This is a genomic window from Streptomyces sp. NBC_00820 (assembly GCF_036347055.1).
Taxonomy (GTDB): Bacteria; Actinomycetota; Actinomycetes; order Streptomycetales; family Streptomycetaceae; genus Streptomyces.
Genome location: NZ_CP108882.1, coordinates 4,447,349 through 4,469,912 on the forward strand (window position 1 = coordinate 4,447,349; position 22,564 = coordinate 4,469,912).

A 22,564-nucleotide genomic window follows, 5' to 3' on the forward strand; every position below is an offset into this window, starting at 1 on the left:
GAGCGGCCGGGCGCGTCCCGTCGTCAGCTGAACACGATCATCGAGCCCTGCGCCAGCGAGCGCGTCGCCGCCGCGTGCAGACCGAGCCACACGTGCCGTTCCCGGGCGAAGGGGCTGGGGTCGTACGGCGCCGGTACGGCCGGCTCCTCCAGCTCGGTGGGCGCGGCCGGCGGCGCGGGCGCGGCCGGGGGGTTCGCCGCGTCGATGCCGATCGACGCGGCGACGTACTCCAGTTCGCGCAGCAGGGCGTGGGACGAGCCCAAGGGGCCCCCGCCCGCCAGGAGTTCGTCGTTGGAGAGGGGCGCCGGGAAGTCGACGGGGACGTACGCGCCCGCGTGGTCGTAGTGCCAGACCAGGTGCGACTGCTGGGCCGTGGACTCGAACATCTCCAGCAACTGCTCGTAGTCGCCGCCGAGTTCGTCCACCGGGGTGACGGGCAGCCCGCAGACCTGGAGCAGGTAGGCCCGGCGCAGGAAGTGCAGCGCGTCGTAGTCGAAACCGGCCACCGGGGCGACCTCGCCGGACAGGCCCGGCATGTACTGGTACACCGGCACCGGCGGGAGGCCGGCCGAGGCCAGCGCGTTGTTGTAGTGCGCGAGTTCCTCGGCGAACGGGTTGTCCGGGGTGTGGCACAACACGTCGACGAGCGGTACCAGCCACAGGTCGCAGGCCAAAGAGGGCTCCTCGCATCGGTATGCGTGCCGTGCCTTCACGCACAGCGGTGGTCAGAAAGCGTAGTCGGTACGGGACCGGGTCAGCTCCCCTTGTGCACACCTTGTGCGCTTTTCGTGCGCCCTTCGCCCGCCGGGATCCGCGAGGCGGGACCTAGGGTCTTTTTTTCCGGATCAGGCCGGCTCCGGTCTGCGGCGCCTTCTCTGGCCGACCGCGACCCCGGCAAGATCCGGAAGAGAGGCCCTAACCCGCGGCCAGCCGCTCGATCAGCTCCAGGGAGTGGGCGTTGGCGGCGGCGACGATCCCCCGGGCGGCCTCGTACTCGCGGTGGGCCAGCGCGTCGACCAGCGCGGTGTGTTCGGCCCACAGCCGGCCGCGCACGTCGGGCAGCCGGCGCAGGTGCTGGACCGCGCACACCCAGGACCGCAGGCGCAGCCGGTGCAGGAAGTCGGCGAGGTAGGGGTTGCCGAACAGACAGCTCAACTCGCGCCAGAAGCGCAGGTCGTAGCCGACGAGCACGCCGAGGTCACCGGCCGCGGCGGCCCGCTGGGCCTCCTCGCCGCGCCGGCGGACGGTGGCGAGCGCGGCGGCCGTCCGCGGGTCCGCGCTGTCGGCGAAGGCCGGGTGGCCGGCGGTGAGCGACTGGAACATGCCGTCGGTGACCAGGCTGCGGGCCGCGATCATGCCCCGGTAGTCCGCGGGGGAGTACTCGGGGACGCTGAAGCCGCGGTGCTGATCGGCCTCCAGGATGCCCTGCGCGGACAGGTCGACCAGCGCCTCGCGGACCGGGGTCGCGGAGACGCCGTACTGGTCGGCGATCTCCTTGACGGTGAACGCCCGGCCCGGCCTGAGCCGCCCCGCCAGCACCTCGTCCCGCAGCGCGTCCGCGATCTGCTGACGCAGGGTGCTGCGCGTCACGGCGCCGTTGCCGGGCATGGTCCGGGGTCTCCTCATGCGTGGGGGTGACGTACTCGTACGTACGCGCACATCTTTACGAGCACGTCACCTTACGCGTTCATGCCTACCCGGCGGCAGCCGTGGTGCCGGTTTACGCCGTGTGCTCGTCGGCGGCGCTCAGGGCCGCGTCCAGAGCCGCGAGACCCTCCTTCAGCTCGGCCTCCGTCGCGTTGCACGGCGGCACCACGTGGGTGCGGTTCATGTTCACGAAGGGCCAGACGCCGTGCTTCTTGGCGGCCGCCGCGAACGCGGCCATCGGGGCGTTCGCCTCGCCGGCCGCGTTGTAGGGGACCAGCGGCTCGCGGGTCTCCCGGTTCCTCACCAGCTCCAGCGCCCAGAACATGCCGACTCCGCGGACCTCGCCGACGCTGGGGTGCCGCTCGGCCAGCGCGGCGAGGCCCGGTCCGAGGACCGTCTCGCCGAGCAGCTTGGCGTTCTCCACCACGCCCTCCTCGGCCATCACGTCGATCGTGGCGACCGCGGCGGCGCAGGCCAGCGGGTGACCGGAGTAGGTCAGGCCGCCGGGGTACGGCCGCTTGCCGAAGGTCTCCGCGATCCGCTGCGAGATCGCGACACCGCCGAGCGGCACGTAACCGGAGTTCACGCCCTTGGCGAAGGTCATCAGGTCGGGGACGACACCGGACAGGTCGGCCGCGAACCACTCACCGGTGCGCCCGAAGCCCGCCATGACCTCGTCCAGGACGAAGACGATCCCGTACTTGTCGCAGATCTCCCGGACGCCGGCCAGGTAGCCGGGCGGCGGGATCATGATCCCGGCGGTGCCCGGGATGGTCTCCAGGATGATCGCCGCGACCGTGCCGGGCCCCTCGAAGGCGATCGTCGTCTCCAGGTGCTCCAGCGCCCGCGCGGTCTCCTGCTCCTCGGTCTCGGCGTAGAAGCGGGAGCGGTAGAGGAAGGGCGCCCAGAAGTGGACGACGCCGGCGCTGCCGCTGTCGGAGGGCCAGCGGCGCGGGTCGCCGGTGATGTTCACCGCCTGCTGCGTACCGCCGTGGTACGAGCGGTAGGCCGACAGCACCTTCGGGCGGCCCGTGTGCAGCCGCGCCATGCGCACGGCGTGCTCCACGGCGTCCGCGCCGCCGTTGGTGAAGAAGATCTTGTCCAGGTCACCGGGCGTCCGCTCGGCGATCAGCCGGGCCGCCTCCGAGCGTGCCTCGACGGCGAACGCCGGCGCGAACGTCGTCATCTTCGCGGCCTGCTCCTGGATCGCCGCGACGACCTTCGGGTGCTGGTAGCCGATGTTGGTGAAGACGAGCCCGCTGGTGAAGTCCAGATACCGCTTGCCGTCGTAGTCCCAGAAGTACGACCCCTCCGCGCCGGCGACGGCGAGCGGGTCGATGAGGTCCTGCGCGGACCAGGAGTGGAAGACGTGGGCGCGGTCCGCGGCCTTCACCGCGGCACCGGCTTCGGGGTTGGGCTGAGGGGTCATGCGGCCGAGCGTAGATGTCCGGGAGACGGGTGCGACATCGGCGTCCTGTTCCCTGGGCGGCGGGAATGCGCGACAGACTGTCGAGCGTGGGACCGCGTGGCGCCGGGTGCGGCGGGCGTGGTGCGCGCGGTACGGCGGCTTCGGGCGTGGTGTGCGCGGCACGGCGGCGCCGGGCGCCGTTACGGAACCGTCGATCAGGGCGCGGGCCACGGCCCTCACCGCCGCACTATTCTCGATTCCGGTGCGTGCACAGGGTTTTGCGCGTGCGGGGGTGCGCGCTTGGGGGGAAGGCGGGGCGGCCATGGAGAAGCTGGAACCGGGAGATCCGCAGCGTATCGGCGGGTACCGGCTGCTGGCGCGGCTGGGCTCGGGCGGCATGGGGAACGTGTATCTGGCCCGCTCGGACCGGGGCCGTACCGTCGCCGTGAAACTGGTGCGGCGGGAACTCGCGCAGCAGGAGGAGTTCCGGGCGCGGTTCCGGCGGGAGGTGGGGGCCGCGCGACGTGTCGGCGGGTACTGGACCGCGCCCGTGCTCGACGCGGACACCGAGGCGCCGGTGCCCTGGGTGGCCACCGGGTACGTGGCCGGGCCGAGCCTCCAGCAGGTCGTCGGGCACGATCACGGGGCGCTGCCCGAGCGGTCGGTACGGATTCTCGCGGCCGGGCTCGCGCACGCGCTGAAGGACGTCCACGCGGCGGGGATCGTGCACCGGGATCTGAAGCCGTCCAACGTGCTGGTGACCATCGACGGGCCGCGGGTGATCGACTTCGGGATCGCGCGGGCGCTGGAGACGGTGGCGGGGGAGGGGCTGACCGTCACCGGATCGCTGGTGGGGTCGCCCGGGTTCATGGCGCCGGAGCAGGTGCGCGGGGATCGCGTCACGCCGGCGTGCGACGTGTTCTGTCTGGGGTCCGTGCTGGCTTACGCGGCCACCGGTGTGCTGCCCTTCGGGGACGTGAGCAGCGGGGTGCACGCGTTGATGTTCCGGATCGCGCAGGAGGAGCCGGATCTGACGGGGGTGCCGGAGGGGATCGCCGACCTCGTGCGGGAGTGCCTGCGCAAGGACCCCGCCGCCCGGCCCTCGTTGGATGTCCTGCTGGAGCGGGTGGGGGCGGAGCAGACCGTCTCCGACGGGCGGGCCCGGGACCCCTGGCTGCCGGGGGCGCTGGTCGCGCAGCTGGGGCGGCACGCGGTGGGGCTGCTGGAGGTGGAGGACCCGGAGGGCGGGGACTCCGCGGGTGCGGGTGCGGGTGCTGGGGCGGGTTCGGGTTCGGTTGTGGGGGCGGATTCGGTTGCGGTGGTGGGGGAGGGTGCGGGTTCTGGGGTGAGCACCGTGCCTTCGGCCGGGTTCCCGCCCGCACCGCTCGCACCGCCCGTACCGCCCGCGCCATCCGCGGCGGTTTCGTCGTCGGGTGCGGGTCGTCCCGGGCCGGTGGACGTGCCGTCGTCGGGTGCGGGTCGTCCTGGGTGGGGGGACGCGGCCGGTGCCGGTTCGGCGGGGGCCGAGCATGCCGCTGTCGCCGACGGAGGGGCCGGGCCCGCCACGCCGGGGGCGGACGCGTACGTACCGACGTGGGGGACGGGGCAGGCCACGCCGCCCGGGGCGCCCCCGGGGTACGGGTATCCGCAGCACCATCCCCAGACCTACCCCCAGGCTCAGGCCCAGGCTCCGGCCGGGTACGGGTATCCGCCGCAGTCGTACGTCCCTCCGTCCTACGGGCCGCCGCCGGCGGGAACGGGGGAACGGGGGAACGGGCGGTCCACCGTGCTGCTCGTCGTGATCGCGCTGGTCGTGGCGCTGGGGGCCGGGGGTTCCGTCTACGCGCTGCTGAGCCACGGGGGCAAGGACACGGGCACGCGTGGCGGCGCCCCCGCGACCGGCGGCGGGGCGAGCGCGTCGACGGCCTCCGGGGCGTCCGCTCCGGCCACCCCCGACGCCTCCGCGTCGGGCTCCGCGTCCCCGCCCGCCGGCGGGGTGATCCCGGCCGCCTATCTCGGCACCTGGGAGACCAGCATCGACAACGACGGCGGGGCCAACACGCGGAAGCTGACCATCGCCCAGGGCAAGGCCGGGGACACGGTGCTCACGCTCGTCGCCGACGGGCCCACCGACGGCGGCGGGTCCTACCACTGCGTGTTCGAGGCGAAGCTCGCCGAAGCGCCGGCCGGGAACGGGCCGCTGGAGATGGGGCCGTCGACCGTGGTCTCCGGCGCGCCGGCCTCCTCCTGCTCCCCGGGCGAGGCCACCGAGGTGACACTGCAGCCGGACGGCAGGCTCAAGCGGGCGAAGCGGAGCGGCGCGGAGAGCCTGACGTACAGCAGGCGGTGAGGCCCCGGACCGGGCCGCCGGCGCCGTCGGTACCGCCTACCGGGGCTCCGGTGGCCGTTGCCTGGGCATGTTCGGACGGGTGCCGTTCGCCGGGGGCAGCGGAAGGCGGCCCGCGGGACCGGAGGACTCCGCCCGCACCCCGGACGACACCGCCGCCTGGATCCCCAGCGGCGCGCACCCCGTGCGGAACTCCACCATCCAGTCGGCCGTCTCCATCCGCACCAGCTCGGTGACGTCCTCGGAGAAGCGCCGCAGCACCCCGAGGCACCGCTCGGTCGCCTCGCTCGCGGTGCCCTCGGCCGGCCCCAGCACCTCCCGCACGCACTCCGACGCCCAGTCGAACTGCAACGCCTGCAGCCGCCGCTGCACGGCCTGCGCGGTGGCCACGTCCCTTATCCAGCCGGAGGTGACGCCGAAGAAGCGGTCGACGCCCACGCACGCCACCGCGAGCATCAGGGCCAGATAGCCCCAGGGCGCGACCCCGCCGACGACCCCGGTGAGGTCCAGCAGCGGCAGCGAGGCCCCGCAGACCGCGCCGGCCGCCGCACCGGCCCGCAGCGCCCGCGCTCCGCGCCGCTTCCACACCCGGTCCGTCAGGTACCAGGCCGCCGTCCGCAGCGCCCCGTCCTCCACCCACCGGTACAGCTCGTCCAGCCGTTCGGCCGGCTCGCCCCAGTCGCCGAGCGGGAAGGCCCGCCCGGTCAGATCGCCCGGCCGCAGCCCGGCCGCGCCCTCGCCCCACCCGTCCTGAGGCGGACCCTCGGGCTGCATCTCCGGCTGACCCACCCGGCACTCCCTTGTGAACACGACACCGAACACATGAACACGACGCCGAACTCGACGCCGATCACGACACTGGACGGACACGGCACGGGACACGGCGCTGGACGCGAACCGGTCACCACGAGACGGTCACATAGCGTGACATTCCATGCCGACGTGCGGCACCCTTCCTACCGCCCAATGGGTGGCGAAGAGGTAGCTTTCCCGACTTTTCCGCCCGGAAGTAGGCCTTGATCAGGTATAGGGCTGCTGACGTTCTCACTCGAAAGAGTGGCGGGGCGATGGCCGCGCAGACCACGTAGGCTCATGCACAGCGGAGAAGCGACACCGGAGCGCCCGAGGGCGACCCGGCGCGATCCGGAGCGACAGAGCACACGAAGAACCAGGAGCTGATCGTGATTCCCGGTGGTGGCCAGCCCAACATGCAGCAGTTGCTCCAGCAGGCCCAGAAGATGCAGCAGGACCTTCAGCGGGCGCAGGAGGAACTGGCGAACACGGAGGTCGACGGTCAGGCGGGCGGCGGCCTGGTGCAGGCCACCGTGACCGGCGCCGGCGAGCTGCGCGCGCTGAAGATCGACCCGAAGGCGGTGGACCCCGAGGACACCGAGACCCTCGCCGACCTGATCGTCGCGGCCGTGCACGCGGCCAACGAGAACGCGCAGGCGCTCCAGCAGCAGAAGCTCGGCCCGCTGGCGCAGGGCCTGGGCGGCGGCGGCATCCCCGGCCTGCCGTTCTGACGTTCTGACGTTCGTCACCGGCGCGATCCCCGCACCGCCTTCCTAGGAAAGGCGGCAGCCGACTACCGTACGTACCGAAAGGTCTCCAGGAAGGGCAGTCCGTTGTACGAAGGCGTGGTCCAGGACCTCATCGACGAGCTGGGGCGGCTTCCCGGCGTCGGTCCCAAGAGCGCGCAGCGGATCGCCTTCCACATCCTGCAGGCGGAGCCGACGGACGTGAAGCGGCTCGCGCAGGCCCTCCTGGAGGTGAAGGCGAAGGTCCGCTTCTGCGCGACCTGCGGCAACGTGGCACAGGAAGAGCTGTGCACGATCTGCCGCGACCCGCGCCGCGACCCGACGGTCATCTGTGTGGTCGAGGAGCCGAAGGACGTCGTGGCGGTCGAGCGCACCCGGGAGTTCCGGGGGCGCTACCACGTGCTGGGCGGCGCGATCAGCCCGATCGAGGGTGTGGGCCCGGACGACCTGCGGATAAGGGAGCTGCTGGCCCGGCTGGCCGACGGCACGGTCACCGAGCTGATCCTGGCCACGGACCCCAATCTCGAGGGCGAGGCGACGGCGACGTACCTCGCTCGCATGATCAAGCCCATGGGCCTGAAGGTCACCCGCCTGGCCAGCGGCCTCCCGGTGGGTGGCGACCTGGAATACGCGGACGAGGTCACCCTCGGCCGCGCCTTCGAGGGGAGACGACTCCTAGATGTCTGACGCCACGCTGCACGCCACGACGCAGAACCCGGACGACTTCGCGGTCCAGATCGCGGACCAGATCGAGAGCTTCCTGGTGGCCGTCACGGAGGTGGCGAAGGGGGACGAGCCCGGCTCGACCGTTCCCTTCCTCCTCCTGGAGGTCTCCCAGCTGCTGCTGGCCGGCGGGCGTCTGGGCGCGCACGAGGACATCGTCCCCGACGAGCGCTACGAGCCCGATCCGGGGCCCGAGCCGGACGTCGACGAGCTGCGCGAGAACCTGGTCCGCCTGCTGGAGCCGGTCGACGTCTACTTCGAGGTCTTCGACCCCTACGCGCCCCGCACGGCGCCGGTGCCGGCCCGGATCTCCGACGACCTCGCGGACGTCAGCACCGACCTGCGTCACGGCATGGTCCACTACCGCGCGGGCCGCACCACGGAGGCCCTGTGGTGGTGGCAGTTCTCCTACTTCTCCAACTGGGGCCCCACCGCCTCCGCGGTCCTGCGTGCCCTGCAGTCGGTGCTCATCCACGTCCGCCTCAACCAGCCCCTGGAGGAGCTGGACGGCCTCGACACCGACCAGGCGGCGGGTGACGAGACCCTGGAGGTCGAGGCGGGCCGGGTCATGGCGGAGGAGATCTGCGGACCGCTGGGCATGCGCCCGGCGAAGCAGTAGCACCCCCGGCGAACAGGGTGACTCAGATCACATAAGCGAAGAGCGGGAACGGCGTAATGAGTGGGCAGGACCGCCCTCTCAACTGCTTGACGGCCACAGCCCCGGCCGGCGCCTCTCCTGATTCGGAGCTCGATCATGTTCGTCCCCAGCCTCCCCCACGTCACCCTGGAGCAGCCCGCCGGCGCCCGCCTGGTCACCGCCTCCGGACGGGGGCGGTCCATCCCCCTGACCCTGCGCTACGCGGCCGGCGACCCGCTCGCCGTGCACATCGACTTCCCGGCCCATGTCACGGCCGACGGCGAGGTCACGTCGTGGACGTTCGCCCGGGGGCTGCTCGCGGAGGGGCTGGTGGCGCCGGCCGGTCCCGGGGCCGTCCGGGTGCGGCCGTACGGCACGGACGGTACGGACGGCACGCTCGTCGAGCTGCGCACCGCGCACGGCACGGCCGCCCTCCGCTTCGACACGGCCGTCCTGCACCGCTTCCTGCTGCGCACGTACTCGGTGGTCGCCCCGGAGGAGGAGACGGTGGACGCGGTCCTCGACGACGGTGTGGCGGAGCTGTACGGCCGCCGGGCGAGCTGACCGGCCGGCGTTGTGAGCTGACGGGTCGGCGTTGTGAGCCAGGGCACTTTCCGCGTGGTGGGCGGTGCGCTGGGCAGGTTCGGGGGCGAGCGTCCGATGTCTCACCATGCGGGAGCAGGGCGGCGGATTTCGGACGCTCGATAGACTGAGCCGACATAAACGAACCGAGCGAGGAGCGCACGTGGGCCTTGTCGTGCAGAAGTACGGAGGCTCCTCCGTAGCCGATGCCGAGGGCATCAAGCGCGTCGCCAAGCGGATCGTGGAAGCCAAGAAGAACGGCAACCAGGTGGTTGTCGTGGTCTCCGCGATGGGCGACACGACGGACGAGCTGATCGATCTCGCCGAGCAGGTATCCCCGATGCCTGCGGGCCGGGAGTTCGACATGCTGCTGACCGCGGGAGAGCGTATCTCCATGGCCCTGCTGGCCATGGCGATCAAAAACCTGGGCCACGAGGCCCAGTCGTTCACCGGTAGCCAGGCAGGCGTCATCACCGACTCGGTCCACAACAAAGCCCGGATCATCGACGTCACGCCCGGCCGTATCCGGACCGCCCTCGACGAGGGCAACATCGCGATCGTCGCTGGCTTCCAGGGCGTCAGCGCCGACAAGAAGGACATCACCACGCTGGGGCGCGGCGGGTCCGACACCACGGCCGTGGCCCTCGCCGCCGCCCTCGACGCCGAGGTCTGCGAGATCTACACCGACGTCGACGGCGTGTTCACCGCCGACCCGCGCGTGGTGAAGAAGGCGAAGAAGATCGACTGGATCTCCTTCGAGGACATGCTGGAACTCGCGGCCTCCGGCTCCAAGGTGCTGCTCCACCGCTGTGTGGAGTACGCCCGGCGGTACAACATCCCGATCCACGTCCGCTCCTCCTTCAGCGGGCTGCAGGGCACGTGGGTCAGCAGCGAGCCCATTCAGCGAAGGGACAAGCAGGTGGAGCAGGCCATCATCTCCGGTGTCGCGCACGACACCTCCGAGGCCAAGATCACGGTCGTCGGCGTGCCGGACAAGCCGGGCGAGGCCGCCGCGATCTTCCGCGCCATCGCCGACGCCCAGATCAACATCGACATGGTCGTGCAGAACGTGTCGGCCGCGTCCACGGGCCTGACCGACATCTCCTTCACGCTGCCGAAGACCGAGGGCCGCAAGGCCATCGACGCGCTGGAGCGGAACCGGGGCGGCATCGGCTTCGACTCGCTGCGCTACGACGACCAGATCGGCAAGATCTCGCTGGTCGGCGCCGGCATGAAGACCAACCCCGGTGTCACCGCGGCCTTCTTCGAGGCGCTCAGCAACGCCGGTGTGAACATCGAGCTGATCTCGACCTCCGAGATCCGCATCTCGGTCGTCACCCGCGCCGACGACGTCCCCGAGGCCGTGCGCGCCGTGCACACCGCCTTCGGGCTCGACTCGGACACCGACGAGGCCGTGGTCTACGGAGGCACTGGCCGCTGATGGCACCGACCCGCAGGCCGACGCTCGCGGTCGTGGGAGCGACCGGAGCCGTCGGCGCGGTCATGCTCCAGATCCTGTCCCAACGGGCGGACGTCTGGGGCGAGATCCGTCTGATCGCCTCCCCGCGCTCGGCCGGCCGCAAGCTGGCCGTGCGCGGGGAGGAGGTCGAGGTGGTGGCGCTGACCGCGGAGGCCTTCGACGGCGTCGACGTCGCGATGTTCGACGTGCCCGACGAGGTCGCCGCGCAGTGGGCGCCGGTCGCCGTCTCCCGTGGCGCGGTCGTGGTCGACAACTCGGCCGCCTTCCGCATGGAAGCGGACGTCCCGCTCGTCGTCCCGGAGGTCAACGCGCATGCGGTGCGCGCCCGTCCGCGCGGGATCGTCGCCAACCCCAACTGCACGACCCTGTCGATGATCGTCGCCCTGGGCGCGCTGCACGCCGAGTTCGGGCTGCGCGAGCTGGTGGTGTCGTCGTACCAGGCCGTCAGCGGGGCCGGGCGGGCCGGCGTGGAGACGCTGCGCGCCCAGCTGTCCCTGGTGGCCGGCACCGAACTGGGGACCAGTCCCGGTGACGTACGGCGGGCCGTGGGGGAGAACACCGGGCCCTTCCCGGATCCGGTCGCGCTGAACGTCGTCCCCTGGGCCGGATCGCTGCGGGAGGACGGCTGGTCGTCGGAGGAGATGAAGGTGCGGGACGAGTCCCGCAAGATCCTCGGACTGCCGGCGCTGCCGATCGCCGTGACCTGCGTGCGGGTCCCGGTGGTCACCACGCACTCGCTGACCGTCCACGCGCGCTTCCAGGGCGAGGTCACCGTCGACGGTGCCCGCGAGATCCTCGCCACCGCGCCCGGGGTGGTCCTGTGCGACGACCCGGCGGCCGGTGAATTCCCCACCCCCGCCGATGTGGTGGGCACCGATCCGACCTGGGTCGGCCGGGTGCGCCGGGCGCTGGACGACCCGACCGCGCTCGAACTCTTCGTGTGCGGCGACAACCTGCGCAAGGGCGCGGCCCTCAACACCGCCCAGATCGCCGAGTTGGTCGCGACGGAGATCACAGCCGGTCAAACCCCCTCTGTGTAGGAAGTTTGTAGGATTCTTTTAAGAACCGTGGCCGGAAGCATGATCAAAAACACTTGTACCCGGCTCCACGGCAGCAGAGGATTTTCCTCCCCGCTCTCCGCAACCGCGTGCAGGGCGGGGAGCGTCTTTGCGGACACCCTGACGGGGTCCGGGGCGTGAGGTCCTGCCGCGAGACGCCGTGGCCGGGGGCGTGGGGGCGCCCGTTCACTTAGGGACATAGGGGAAGAGCGGGGCCCATGACGGCATTTGAGACATCGTCGGTTGTCGCATGTGTGATGCCCGGCACGTACAACCTTCACGGGGTCAGACGTGTCAAACAGGCGTGGCAGAGGTACTTGAGCTCTCCCCCAAGCTCTTCGAGCAGGGGATATCCCCAGCGCACCACGGCATGGTGGGCCTGCGGCCGCCCCGTGGCACGCGCCGGTCGCGCATGTCCGGGACGCCCGGCGGCATGCCGGTGATCGCGCCCGTGCCCGCAGCGCGGCCCGCCCGCATACCCAGTCAGCGCGACGGAGCCGAGGACACGGCGACCGCCGCGGTCGCCGGCACCACCGTCGACCATCTCACCGAGACCTACCGTGCGCACTACCGTTCGCTGCTCGGTCTCGCCGCCCTGCTCCTTGACGACACCGCCTCCTGCGAGGACGTCGTCCAGGAGGCCTTCATCCGCGTCCACTCGGCGCGCAAACGGGTCCGTGACCCGGAGAAGACCCTCGCCTACCTCCGGCAGACGGTGGTCAACCTCTCCCGCTCCGCCCTGCGTCGGCGCATCATCGGCCTGAAGCTGCTCTCCAAGCCGATGCCCGACATGGCGAGCGCGGAGGAGGGCGCGTACGACCAGCTGGAGCGCGACGCCCTCATCAAGGCGATGAAGGGACTGCAGCGCCGCCAGCGCGAGGTCCTCGTGCTGCGCTACTTCGCGGACATGACGGAGGCGCAGGTCGCCGAGACGCTCGGCATCTCGCTGGGCTCGGTGAAGGCGTACGGCTCGCGAGGCGTCGCCGCCCTGCGCGTGGCCATGGGGGCGCGCACATGAGCGACCACTCGGAAGGGGGCGATTCGCATGAACGCCTGTCCCACGAACGCCACGAGCCCTATGCCTGGCACGAGCCGACGAAGTCGCACGAGCAAGAGCACAAGCCACCGCACGCTGGGAACGGAACTGTGAACCACGGCCCCGACGAGAAGGGCCCCGAGGGGCTCGGCCCGGACCGCGACGGGCTCGACTCCGACCGCGAGATGTCCGACTCCGATCGTGACGTGCCCCGCTCCGACCGCGGCGAACCCGGGTCGGACCGCGACGGGCTTCCCTCGGATCCGGGCGGACTCTCCTTCGATCTCGGCGCGTTCGGCTCGGATCTCGGCGGGCTCGGCTCGGACGAGCCGGACCTGCGCCGGCTGCTGCACTCGGCGGTCGGCGACATCGAACCGCGCAACGGCACGCTGGACCATCTGCGCCGGGCGGTGCCCGCACGACGGGCGCGCAAGCGCCAGGCCCTGGTCGGCATGGCGGCGGCGGCCCTGTTCATCGGCACCGCGATCCCCGCGCTCATCCACGTCTCGAACTCCGGCGCCCTGGACCCCAACACCGCCATGGCCGGCCAGTCCTCCGAGGCCCACAACGGCACCGGCAAGGGCAAGAGCCATGGCGGCGACTCCGACACCGTCACCGGCTCCCACGGCAGGACCCCGTCGCACGGCAAGGGCGGCCACAAGGGTGACGAGCCGGGCAGGACCGGCGGCGGCGGTACCGGCTCGGCCAGTACCGCCGACCCGTCCGCCACCGCGTCGGTGAACGCCCCGCTGTGCACGTCGGCCCAGCTGTCCGTCACCGGCGGCACCGGCCCGAGCGCGGGGAACCAGTTCTACGGCAGCTTCCGCGTCTCCAACATCTCCGGCACCGCCTGCACGGTCGGCGGCACCGTCACGGTGACCCCCACCGCCCAGGGCGCGGCCGACCCGGGCAAACTCGTCGCGGTCCGGCATGTGGCCGGTGACGCGGCGACAGCCCTGCCCGACCCGTCGCTGGATGCCGCCACGCTGGTCCTGCAGCCCGGCGGCGCCTACCAGGAGCAGGTCGCCTTCGTGCCCTCCGAGACCTGCCCCACCACCAGTGGCGGCAGCACCGGCGGTTCGGACACCGGCGTCCCCTCGCCCGACCCGTCCACCAGCCAGGACGCGAGCGCGACCGGCACCACGGACACCAGCGGAGCGGCGGGCACGACCACCCAGCTCGTCGAGGCCGACGGGGTGGCCGACGGCAGCGTCCTGCTCACCTTCACCGGCGAGACGGGCTCACCGACGGCGTCGCTGACGGTGCCGAACGCGTGCGCGGGGACCGTGTACTACACGGGGATCGCGGCTTCGGGGGCCGGGGCGTAGAGCCCCGGCGGCGCTGTCCGGGGCGTGGACCCCGGGCAGCGCATGGCGCTCGGACCTCAGACGGCGGTCGGGGCGGAGGCGTCCTCCTGCTCCCGCTCCTCCTCCGGCAGCAGGCCGAGCTCCGCGTCCCGGGCGAACTCCACCTCGCGGCGCAGCAGCCGGAACCACATGAACACCGTGAAGCCCGCGAAGACGAACCACTCACCGGTGTAGCCGAGGTTCTGGAACGCCTTCAGGTCCAGACCGGTGCCGTCCGGCGCGGCCGCGGGCACCGCCTTCATGCCCGCGTCGGCGTGGTCGAGGGTGACCCAGGCGGCGTACAGCTTGTCGGGCACCAGGTTGACCAGCGAGGCCGTGCTGATCGCCGCCGTCTGCCCGGCGGGCAGACCGCCCTGGGCGCTGACCCCGTTGTCGCCCGGGGTCTCGGGCGCCTGGAGCGCGCCGGTGACGGTGACCTCGCCGCGCGGCGCGGCGGGCGCCTTCGCCGGGTCCGCGGTGCCCGGCAGCCAGCCGCGGACCACGGGCAGGGAACTGCCGGACGAGGTGCGCAGCAGCGTCAGCACGTAGAAGCCGCGCTTGTCGTCCAGCTGCCGGTCGGGCACCAGGAGCTGCTTGTCGTACCGGCCGGTGGCGGTGACCCGCCGTCCCGAGGTGAGTTTGTCGACGGGCAGCATCCGCGCCAGGGGCCGGGCGGTCTCGTGCCTGCCGGAGGCGGCCTGCTCGGTCGCGGCGTGCTGGTCGTGCACCCGCCCCTCGAACCGGCTCAGCTGCCACGACCCCATGAACACGCAGAACGGGATGGCCAGCAGCACGAAGACGTTGATGCCCCACCAGCGGGGTGTCAGCAGAAACCGGTACACGCCCTCAACGGTACGGCGCCCGCGCCACCGGCCGGGCCCGGGGGTGAGGTCGGCCGGCGGCGGACCGGACCGCGTCCGCCGCGGCCGCCGGTGATCCGGCCGCTCGCGGCGGACGCGGGAGGCGGGGTGGACGTGTGTGCGGAGAAGGTGTCCGGAGCCGGGAAGTTATCCACAGGCTGGGTATACCGGTCGGCGGATTGTGGGCGGGGCCAGGCACTATGGGCTCATGACTGGGGCCAAGAGTGAGAGCAGGACGCCGGGTACGCCGGGTACGCCGGGTACGGAGGGTAAGTCGGACACGCCGGATACGCCGGACTGGGAGAAGCGCTTCCGGGCGCCGCGGGTCTCCCTGCCCGACTGGGCGGAGGACGCGCCGGACCGTTCCCTGTTCGTGTCGAACGCGACGGGCACGTACGAGCTGTACGCCTGGGACCGCGCGAGCGGCGAGCAGCGGCAGGCGACGGACCGGGCCAACGGCACGACCGACGGCATGCTCGCCCCGGACGGGGCGTGGATCTGGTGGTTCGACGACAAGGACGGCGACGAGTTCGGCGTCTGGCGCCGCCAGCCCTTCGGCGGCGGGGCGGACGAGACGGCCGTGCCCGGCCTGGAGCCGTCCTACCCGGCCGGCGTGGCCCTCGGGCGGGACGGCCGCACGGCGGTGGTCGGCCGCTCCACGGACGAGGACGGTACGACGATCCACCTGGCGCGCGCCGGCGAGGACCCTGCGGAGATCTACCGGCACCGCGAGTCGGCGGGCGTCGGCGACCTCTCCCACGACGGTTCGCTGATCGCGATCGAGCACACCGAGCACGGCGACGCCATGCACGCGGCCCTGCGCGTACTGCGCCCGGACGGCACGACGGTCGTCGAGCTGGACGACACCAAGGGCGGCACCGAGGAGCTGGGCCTGGAGGTCCTGGGCTTCGCCCCCGTCGACGGCGACACCCGCCTGCTCATCGGCCACCAGCGCCGGGGCCGCTGGGAGCCGCTGGTGTGGGACGTGGCGACGGGCGAGGAGACCGACCTGGCCCTCGACCTGCCCGGCGACATCAGCGCCGAGTGGTTCCCGGACGCCGGCGCCCTGCTCATCGCCCACAGCCACGAGGCCCGCAGCGAGCTGTTCCGCTACGACCTCGCCGCCGCCGCGCTGACCCGTATCCCCACGCCGCCCGGCACGGTCTCCGGGGCGACCGCCCGCCCCGACGGCAGCGTCGAGTACCTGTGGTCGTCGGCCGCCGAGCCGCCGGTGGTCCGCTCGACCTCCGGCGCGGTCGTGCTGGACCCGCCCGGTATGAAGTGCCCGCCGTCGGTGGTCGTGGAGGACGTGTGGGTCGAGGGTCCCGGCGGCCGCATCCACGCCCTCGTCCAGAAGCCGGCCGGCGCCACCGGCCCCCTCCCCACCGTCTTCGACCTGCACGGCGGCCCGACCTGGCACGACAGTGACTCCTTCGCCGCGGGCCCGGCCGCCTGGGTGGACCACGGCTACGCGGTCGTGCGCGTCAACTACCGCGGCTCCACGGGGTACGGCCGCGCCTGGACCGACGCCCTGAAGCACCGGGTGGGCCTGATCGAGCTGGAGGACGTCGCCGCGGTGCGCGAGTGGGCGGTCTCCTCCGGTCTCGCCGACCCCGACCGGCTGGTCCTCACCGGCGGCTCCTGGGGCGGCTACCTCACCCTCCTCGGCGTCGGCACCCAGCCCGACGCGTGGGCCGTCGGCATCGCGGTCGTCCCCGTCGCGGACTACGTCACGGCGTACCACGACGAGATGGAGGCCCTGAAGGCCATGGACCGCACCCTCCTCGGCGGTACCCCCGAGGAGGTCCCCGAGCGCTTCGAGGCGTCCTCCCCGCTGACCTACGTCGACCAGGTCAAGGCCCCCGTCTACATCTCGGCGGGCGTCAACGACCCCCGCTGCCCCATCCGCCAGATCGACAACTACATCAAGCGCCTGGAGTCGCGCGGCGCGACCCACGAGGTGTACCGCTATGACGCGGGGCACGGCTCACTGGTGGTGGACGAGCGGATCAAGCAGGTGGGTCTGGAGATCGACTTCGCGCAGCGGCACCTGGGGGGCGGGGAGTAGCGCACTCACGGCGGTGCGGGCCCGGGTGACGGCTGGTCCAGGGCCGGCCCGGCTCGCGTCGCCCGCGTCGCCCGCATTGCTCGTACCGTCCGTACCGCTCGGCCCGTCTTCCCGCCCCCGGGCGGCGGGACGGTCCGGCTCGGCCCGCCTTCGGCCGGCGGGTCGGCCCGGCTCGGCGAGCCCTCGGCCGGGCGGGTCAGCCCAGCTCGGCCAGTCCTCGGCGGGTCGCGGCGAGGACGACCCGGTCCCCGCCGCGCAGCACGTGGTCGCCGGACACGTCGGCGCGCCCTTCCAGCGCCAGCACCCGGAACGCCCCCGCGCGGAACGCCTCGGCCACGGTCCGCCCCTCCAGCTCCGGGTGCCCGGCCACCTCGACCGAGGCGAACAGCAGCACCCGCCGCTCCACGGGGAAAGCCCCCAGGATCCGCCGCCCCAGCATCGCCCCGGCGAACGCGGGCGCGGACAGGTACGACACGCTCCGGCTGCGGGTGACGGCCCGCGGATGAGCGGCCCGCAGGGTCCGGTACACCGCGGTGGCGAAGTCGTCGTCGTACAGCCGCAGTACCACCCGCAGATCCGGCCGCACGGAACGGGCGTACAGCACGGTCTCGAGGTTCGTCGTGTCCGAGCTGGTCACGGCCAGCAGCGCGTGCGCCCGGTGGATCTTCGCGGCCTCCAGCACCCCCTCCTGCGTGACGTCCCCGAGCACCACCGGAACCCGCAGCCGCCGGGCGGTCGCCAGCCCGCGCGCCTCCGGGTCGGACTCCACGCACACCACCGGGATGTGCAGCTCCCGCAGCCGGGTCAGCACCCGCGTGCCGATCTTCCCCAGCCCCAGCAGCACCACGTGCCCGCCCAGCCCGCGCGGCGGCTTGCGCAGCGCGGAGGTGGTCCGGAACGTGCCCAGCGCTTCGAGCACCGCGGCCAGCAGCACGGGCAGCAGCAGCAACCCGACGAGCCCGGAGAGCAGTTGCAGGATCTGCCGCCCGAGGGGCTTGCCGAGCGCGGGGTCGTCGATCGCGAACATGTCCAGCAGCGTCAGATAGAAGGCCCCCAGCGGATGGATGCCGGTCACCAGGTACAGGGCGACGGCGAGCGCGCACACGCACCCCACGAGCCCGGCCAGCGACCACCGCAGCCGGCGCGAGAACAGCGAGGCGAGCGGCGGCACGCTGCCCACCCCGCGTCCGGCCGCGGCCGCCGACGTCCCCTCGACGGCGGACACCTGCTCCAGGACCACGCTGGCCCGCCCGCCGGCCCGCCGTACCTCCTCGTCGTCCGGCAGCAGCCGCGGCCCCTGCTCCCCGTTGCCCTCGGCCGGGGAGAGCAGGGCCAGCGTGCACAGTCCGGGATCGACGGGCGAGCCGTCCGGAGGCGGAATCCGCTCCACGGCCCGCAGCAGCAGTCCGTCGGTCTGTACGACCTTGCTGGTGCCGGTTACGGCCGTGGCGGCCAGCGCGGGCGCGGCGGTGTCGGCGTCGGACAGCACGGTCGTGGACGCGTCCGAGCCGCCGCCCTCGCCGTCCCCGGCCGCCAACGCCGCTGCCTGATCGAGGAGTTCCTCGATGTGCTGCCCCAACCTCCGGTTGTAGAGCCGCAGAACGAGCCGGAGGCGGGGGTTGAGGCGGCGGGCGGTCAGCGCGGCCCGGATGTTGGTCTCGTCGTCGTCGTACACGAGCGCCAGCGCGGCGGCCCGCTCCACCCCGGCCTCGGCGAGCACGGCCTCGGTGGCGGAAGCGGCCTCCAACACCACTTCCACCTCGCCGCGTTGCCCGCCGCCGACGGCGCTCGCGGCAGTGCCGCCGGGCCCGTTACCGCCGCTCCCGGCCGGGCCGGCGTGCGCGTTCCCGCTGCCCGCGCCCCGCCCGACGGCGGCGCTGACCACCCGGTCGAACAGCGTCGCCGAGGCGGACCGGGACCGCCCGACCACCGGAGGCCGGACCGTGCCCGCCTCCGGCGGCACCACGAGGACGACCCGCTCGCGGTAGACACTGCGCAACTCGGCCGCGAGCCGGTGCGCGAGACCGTCGTCCCCGCACACCACCATGTGCGCCGACGTGTCACCGGGGCCGCCTTGATACGGAACGCTCACCACGAGGGGAAAGACTGCCCCAAAGAGACGGCCGGTTCCAGCGGTTGGTTGAACGACCGGGCCCGGCGCCGCGTACGGGAGGGGAGGAGCACACAGCCGGAGGTACCCACCCGTGGCCATCACCGAAGACGCCCCGCCGGGCGCCCCGCCCGGCGGCACACCCCGGGAACCGGCACCGCCGTCCGGCGCGCGGGGAGGCCGTACGGGCCGGCGGCTCAGCTCCCCGCTCGTGCTGACGTCGACTCTGGTGCTCGCGGTCCTCGCCCAGTCGCCGATCCGCGGGGCGCTCGGGACGCCCGTGATGCAGAGCTGGATGACGGTGTTCGTGGCCGTGACGGTCCAGGCGCTGCCCTTCCTCGTCCTGGGCGTCCTGCTCTCGGCGGCGATCGCGGTGTTCGTGCCCCCGTCCTTCTTCGCCCGCGCCCTCCCGCGCCGCCCCGCCCTCGCCGTACCGGTGGCCGGGCTGGCGGGCGCGGTGCTGCCGGGCTGCGAGTGCGCGTCGGTCCCGGTGGCGGGCGCGCTGGTGCGCAGGGGGGTGACCCCGGCCGCCGCCCTGGCGTTCCTGCTGTCCGCGCCCGCGATCAACCCGGTCGTCCTGACCGCGACCGCTGTCGCCTTCCCGCGGAACCCGGAGATGGTCCTGGCCCGGTTCCTCGCGAGCCTCCTCGTGGCCTGCGCGATGGGCTGGCTCTGGCAGCGCCTGGGCCGCACCGACTGGCTGCGCCCGCCGGCGCACGGCGCGCACGAGGGCACCACCAAGGGCGAGTCGTTCTGGAACTCGGTCCGGCACGACACCATGCACGCGGGCGGCTTCCTGGTGCTGGGCGCGATGGCGGCGGCCACGCTGAAGGCGGTGGCCCCGGCGACCTGGCTGCGCACGGCGGCCGACAACCCCCTGCTCTCCGTCCTCGCCCTCGCCGTGCTGGCCGTCCTGCTGTCCATCTGCTCGGAGGCGGACGCGTTCGTCGCCGCGTCCCTGACGCAGTTCTCCCTGACGGCCAAGCTGGTGTTCCTGGTGGTGGGCCCGATGATCGACCTCAAGCTCTTCGCGATGCAGGCGGGTACCTTCGGCCGTACCTTCGCGCTCCGGTTCGCCCCCGCCACCTTCGCCCTGGCCGTCGCGGGCGCGGTCCTGACCGGGACGGTGCTGCTGTGAACCGGCAGGCCCAGGCGGCGGTCATGTTCCTGCTCGGCGCGGCCCTGCTGCACGCGGGCGTCACCGACCTCTACCTGCGCTACGTCAAAGCGGGCCTACGTCCCCTGCTGCTGGCCTCGGGTGCCGTCCTGATCGCGGCGTCCCTGGCGACGGCCTGGTATGAGCGCAGGCGAGCCAAATCCTCCGCCGGCACCAGCACCGGCGCCGACACCGACGCCCACGCTCACGCCCACCGCGAGCCCCGCATCGCGTGGCTTCTGCTGCTCCCGCTGCTCGCCCTCATCCTCATCGCCCCGCCGGCCCTCGGCTCCTACAGCGCCCTGCGCACGGGCACGGCGCTGCAACAGCCCTACGGCTACGGCACCTTGCCCGCGGGTGACCCGGTCCCGCTCAGCGTGGTCGACTACGCCTCGCGCGCGGCGTACGGCCACGGCCGCTCCCTGCACGGCCGCCCCGTCCGTGTCACCGGCTTCCTCGCCCTGGACCACGGCGGTGCGCCCTACCTGGTCCGCATGGCCCTCAACTGCTGTGCGGCGGACGCCCAGCCGGTCAAGATCGCCCTGACCGGCACGCTGCCCCCGGTCCTGCGGCCGGACGCCTGGCTGGAGGTCACGGGCAGCTACACCCCGCGACTGACCCACGACCCGGTCAACAACGGCCCGATCCCGTACCTGAAGGTCACCTCGGTGAGGCCGGTACCGACCCCCCGCGACCCCTACGACGAGACCTGGAACAACTGACAGCCAGCCGCTGCCAGTTGGCAACTGACAACTGGCAGCGGACGGAGGGCGGCCGCAGCCCTCCCCGGTCAGCTGAGGCAGACCAGGCCGAGCAGGCAGAGGTGGGCCGGTGAGGTCGCCGCCGGGGTGGAGGGCACCTGCGGGGTCGCCGAGTCCGTGGCACCGGGGCTCGACGCGGCCGGGGTGGACGCCGGCTGCTGGGACGCCGTACCGGAGGAGGAGGCGGAAGCGGAGGCGGAACCGGTGCCACTGGTGGCCGTGCCGCCGGAGGTGGCGGCCGCGGCGGGGGCGGACGTGTGCGGCACAGTGGCCGGAGTCCGTACGGGCAGAGTGGGGGCCGCGGAGTCCGTGTGCGCGTTCGACGGGTCGGTGCCTGCCGCCGTGGTCGCGGCCTGCGGAGCCTGCGCGGTGTGCGTGGCCCGCGCGGACTGCCCGTGCGAGGGACCGGCTCCCCGCGACGGGGCGTGAGCCGGGTTCGAGGTGTGCGGGGCTCCCTGCGTGCCGGGCGGGGTCGTCACCGGAAGGTCGTCGGCGGTGGTCTCCGCGCCCACGCCGCCCATGCCGCGGTTGTCCGGGGCCGCGGCCGCCTGGGTGCGGTCGGTGGACTGGCGCTCCATCGAGGCCAGGGTGAGTCCGCCGCCGACCAGCGCCACGGCGGTCGCCACGGCGGCCCGGCGCTTGTTCTTCTTCCAGCGGACCAGCTGCCGGCGCCGGGCGGCCCGGCCCTGTGCCGCGGCGGGCGCGTCCTTCACGTCACCGGACGGGTGGAACCGCGGGGCGCCGTCCAGCGCGCCGCCCGCGACCGGGCCGCCGACGGGATCGCCGTCGAGAGGGGCGCTGCCGCGGGGAGCGCCGTCGACGGGAGTGCCGTCGGAGGAAGCCGGCGTGCCGAAGAGGTCGAAGTCGCGCATCGCCGACTCGGGCGTGGCCGCCGTGTAGCCGCGGCTCGTGGTCACGACGGGAGCGATGTCCGGAGCGTAGGCGCCGCACCCGGGACACACGAGAGCGCCGTTCAGATGGCGACGGCACGAGGAGCAGTAGTCCATTTGCGGTCTTCCTGAGTCGACTGCGCCTGCGGCCTCGGCCGCGGCCTGGCCGCGTTCGCACGCGGGATCGAACGGCCGCCAACGCTAACGATCGTTTAGGAAGACCATGTGCGCCCCCTGTGGCACTCCTGCGCACATTCTCAGCGGATTCACGGGCGCAGTGGGTGTCGGCGTGCGCGGCTGCGGCGCGGGTCACATCCGGCGCTGTCACATTCCGGCGCGCGGCTCCGTCGTAACCGTGCAGGCCGACAGCAACGGTGAAGGAGCACATCATGGAAGCCCGTCTGAACCTTTTCGGCAGCGAGTCCGCGGCCAAGCTCATGCGGCACTTCAACGCGTCGGGCAGGGTGATCTCGGAGTCGACACTGCCCGCCGCGACGCAGGAACTCGTGAAGATCCGCGCCAGCCAGATCAACGGCTGCGGTTTCTGCACCGACATGCACACCAAGGAGGCCACCGCCGCGGGGGAGAGCGCGGTCCGCCTCCACCTGGTCGCGGCCTGGCGCGAGGCCAAGGTCTTCACCGACGCCGAGCGCGCCGCCCTGGAGCTGGCCGAGCAGGGCACCCGGATCGCCGACGCGTCCGGCGGCGTCACCGACGAGGCCTGGGCCGCCGCCGCCAAGCACTACGACGAGGAGCAGCTCACCGCGCTGGTCTCCCTCATCGCCCTCATCAACGCCTACAACCGGCTGAACGTCATCGTGCGGCAGCCGGCCGGCGACTACGAGCCCGGCATGTTCGGCTAGGGCCTGCCTTCCGGATCGCGGGCCAGTACGGGACCGCGCACGGCCGCGTCATCC

The 22,564-nt window shown here is 73.0% G+C and carries 20 protein-coding genes; 13 read left to right on the plus strand and 7 right to left on the minus strand.

Translation table 11 applies throughout. The features are described 5' to 3' along the window. Positions 1–23 precede the first annotated feature (23 nt). From OIB37_RS20105 to OIB37_RS20115, 3 genes are all read right to left on the minus strand, one after another. Complete coding sequence (locus OIB37_RS20105) at positions 24–674, minus strand: hypothetical protein (protein ID WP_330458990.1); 651 nt, start codon at positions 672–674, stop codon at positions 24–26. Positions 675–915: 241 nt separating this feature from the next. Continuing rightward, positions 916–1,608, minus strand: a complete 693-nt coding sequence (locus OIB37_RS20110) for a GntR family transcriptional regulator (protein ID WP_330458991.1) — start codon at positions 1,606–1,608, stop codon at positions 916–918. Between the two features lie 112 nt (positions 1,609–1,720). Continuing rightward, a complete protein-coding gene (locus OIB37_RS20115) occupies positions 1,721–3,076 on the minus strand; it encodes an aspartate aminotransferase family protein (protein WP_330458992.1) in 1,356 nt (451 codons plus the stop codon). A 301-nt stretch (positions 3,077–3,377) separates the two neighbouring features. On the opposite strand from OIB37_RS20115, the gene OIB37_RS20120 reads away from it, so the two are divergent. Next, positions 3,378–5,405: a serine/threonine-protein kinase gene (locus tag OIB37_RS20120; protein WP_330458993.1), complete on the plus strand. Its 2,028-nt coding sequence runs from the start codon at positions 3,378–3,380 to the stop codon at positions 5,403–5,405. Between the two features lie 36 nt (positions 5,406–5,441). Here the strand turns inward: OIB37_RS20120 and OIB37_RS20125 are convergent, their stop codons facing one another. Further along, positions 5,442–6,191: an SLATT domain-containing protein gene (locus OIB37_RS20125; RefSeq protein WP_330458994.1), complete on the minus strand. Its 750-nt coding sequence runs from the start codon at positions 6,189–6,191 to the stop codon at positions 5,442–5,444. Between the two features lie 392 nt (positions 6,192–6,583). Here OIB37_RS20125 and OIB37_RS20130 point away from each other — a divergent pair, with 392 nt between their 5' ends. The 8 genes from OIB37_RS20130 to OIB37_RS20165 all read left to right on the plus strand — a co-directional run bounded on the left by OIB37_RS20130 (position 6,584) and on the right by OIB37_RS20165 (position 13,784). Further along, the gene (locus tag OIB37_RS20130; protein ID WP_330458995.1) at positions 6,584–6,925 is read left to right on the plus strand and encodes a YbaB/EbfC family nucleoid-associated protein; all 342 of its coding nucleotides are present in this window, start codon (positions 6,584–6,586) and stop codon (positions 6,923–6,925) included. Positions 6,926–7,027: 102 nt separating this feature from the next. Beyond that, positions 7,028–7,627 (plus strand): recombination mediator RecR, encoded by a 600-nt coding sequence (gene recR, locus OIB37_RS20135; protein WP_330458996.1) that lies wholly within the window; start codon positions 7,028–7,030, stop codon positions 7,625–7,627. Beyond that, a complete protein-coding gene (locus tag OIB37_RS20140; RefSeq protein ID WP_330458997.1) occupies positions 7,620–8,282 on the plus strand; it encodes a DUF5063 domain-containing protein in 663 nt (220 codons plus the stop codon). The genes recR and OIB37_RS20140 overlap by 8 nt, the downstream gene beginning before the upstream one ends. A 135-nt stretch (positions 8,283–8,417) precedes the next feature. Beyond that, complete coding sequence (locus OIB37_RS20145) at positions 8,418–8,864, plus strand: SsgA family sporulation/cell division regulator (RefSeq protein WP_330458998.1); 447 nt, start codon at positions 8,418–8,420, stop codon at positions 8,862–8,864. Between the two features lie 181 nt (positions 8,865–9,045). Continuing rightward, positions 9,046–10,323: an aspartate kinase gene (locus OIB37_RS20150; protein ID WP_330458999.1), complete on the plus strand. Its 1,278-nt coding sequence runs from the start codon at positions 9,046–9,048 to the stop codon at positions 10,321–10,323. Next, the gene (locus tag OIB37_RS20155) at positions 10,323–11,402 is read left to right on the plus strand and encodes an aspartate-semialdehyde dehydrogenase (RefSeq protein ID WP_330459000.1); all 1,080 of its coding nucleotides are present in this window, start codon (positions 10,323–10,325) and stop codon (positions 11,400–11,402) included. Before OIB37_RS20150 ends, OIB37_RS20155 begins: the two co-directional genes overlap by 1 nt. A gap of 430 nt (positions 11,403–11,832) precedes the next feature. Then, positions 11,833–12,438: a SigE family RNA polymerase sigma factor gene (locus OIB37_RS20160; protein WP_330461905.1), complete on the plus strand. Its 606-nt coding sequence runs from the start codon at positions 11,833–11,835 to the stop codon at positions 12,436–12,438. Positions 12,439–12,566: 128 nt separating this feature from the next. Next, entirely contained in the window at positions 12,567–13,784 is a 1,218-nt protein-coding gene (locus OIB37_RS20165; RefSeq protein WP_330459001.1) for a hypothetical protein, read from the plus strand. A 56-nt stretch (positions 13,785–13,840) separates the two neighbouring features. On the opposite strand, the gene OIB37_RS20170 is transcribed toward OIB37_RS20165, so the two are convergent. Beyond that, positions 13,841–14,644: an SURF1 family protein gene (locus tag OIB37_RS20170; RefSeq protein WP_330459002.1), complete on the minus strand. Its 804-nt coding sequence runs from the start codon at positions 14,642–14,644 to the stop codon at positions 13,841–13,843. 226 nt (positions 14,645–14,870) lie between these two features. Between OIB37_RS20170 and OIB37_RS20175 the strand changes: the two genes are divergently transcribed. Then, entirely contained in the window at positions 14,871–16,730 is a 1,860-nt protein-coding gene (locus OIB37_RS20175; protein ID WP_330459003.1) for a S9 family peptidase, read from the plus strand. A 196-nt stretch (positions 16,731–16,926) separates the two neighbouring features. Here the strand turns inward: OIB37_RS20175 and OIB37_RS20180 are convergent, their stop codons facing one another. Continuing rightward, on the minus strand, positions 16,927–18,777 hold the full coding sequence (locus tag OIB37_RS20180; protein ID WP_330461906.1) for an NAD-binding protein: 1,851 nt from the start codon (positions 18,775–18,777) through the stop codon (positions 16,927–16,929). Between the two features lie 157 nt (positions 18,778–18,934). On the opposite strand from OIB37_RS20180, the gene OIB37_RS20185 reads away from it, so the two are divergent. Both OIB37_RS20185 and OIB37_RS20190 read left to right on the plus strand, forming a co-directional pair. Further along, a complete protein-coding gene (locus OIB37_RS20185; RefSeq protein ID WP_330459004.1) occupies positions 18,935–19,978 on the plus strand; it encodes a permease in 1,044 nt (347 codons plus the stop codon). Continuing rightward, a complete protein-coding gene (locus OIB37_RS20190; RefSeq protein WP_330459005.1) occupies positions 19,975–20,718 on the plus strand; it encodes a TIGR03943 family putative permease subunit in 744 nt (247 codons plus the stop codon). The genes OIB37_RS20185 and OIB37_RS20190 overlap by 4 nt, the downstream gene beginning before the upstream one ends. 68 nt (positions 20,719–20,786) lie before the next feature. On the opposite strand, the gene OIB37_RS20195 is transcribed toward OIB37_RS20190, so the two are convergent. Beyond that, positions 20,787–21,764, minus strand: a complete 978-nt coding sequence (locus tag OIB37_RS20195; protein ID WP_443058178.1) for an SCO2400 family protein — start codon at positions 21,762–21,764, stop codon at positions 20,787–20,789. Between the two features lie 272 nt (positions 21,765–22,036). On the opposite strand from OIB37_RS20195, the gene OIB37_RS20200 reads away from it, so the two are divergent. Continuing rightward, positions 22,037–22,510, plus strand: a complete 474-nt coding sequence (locus OIB37_RS20200; RefSeq protein ID WP_330459007.1) for a carboxymuconolactone decarboxylase family protein — start codon at positions 22,037–22,039, stop codon at positions 22,508–22,510. The last annotated feature ends 54 nt before the right edge of the window (positions 22,511–22,564 follow it).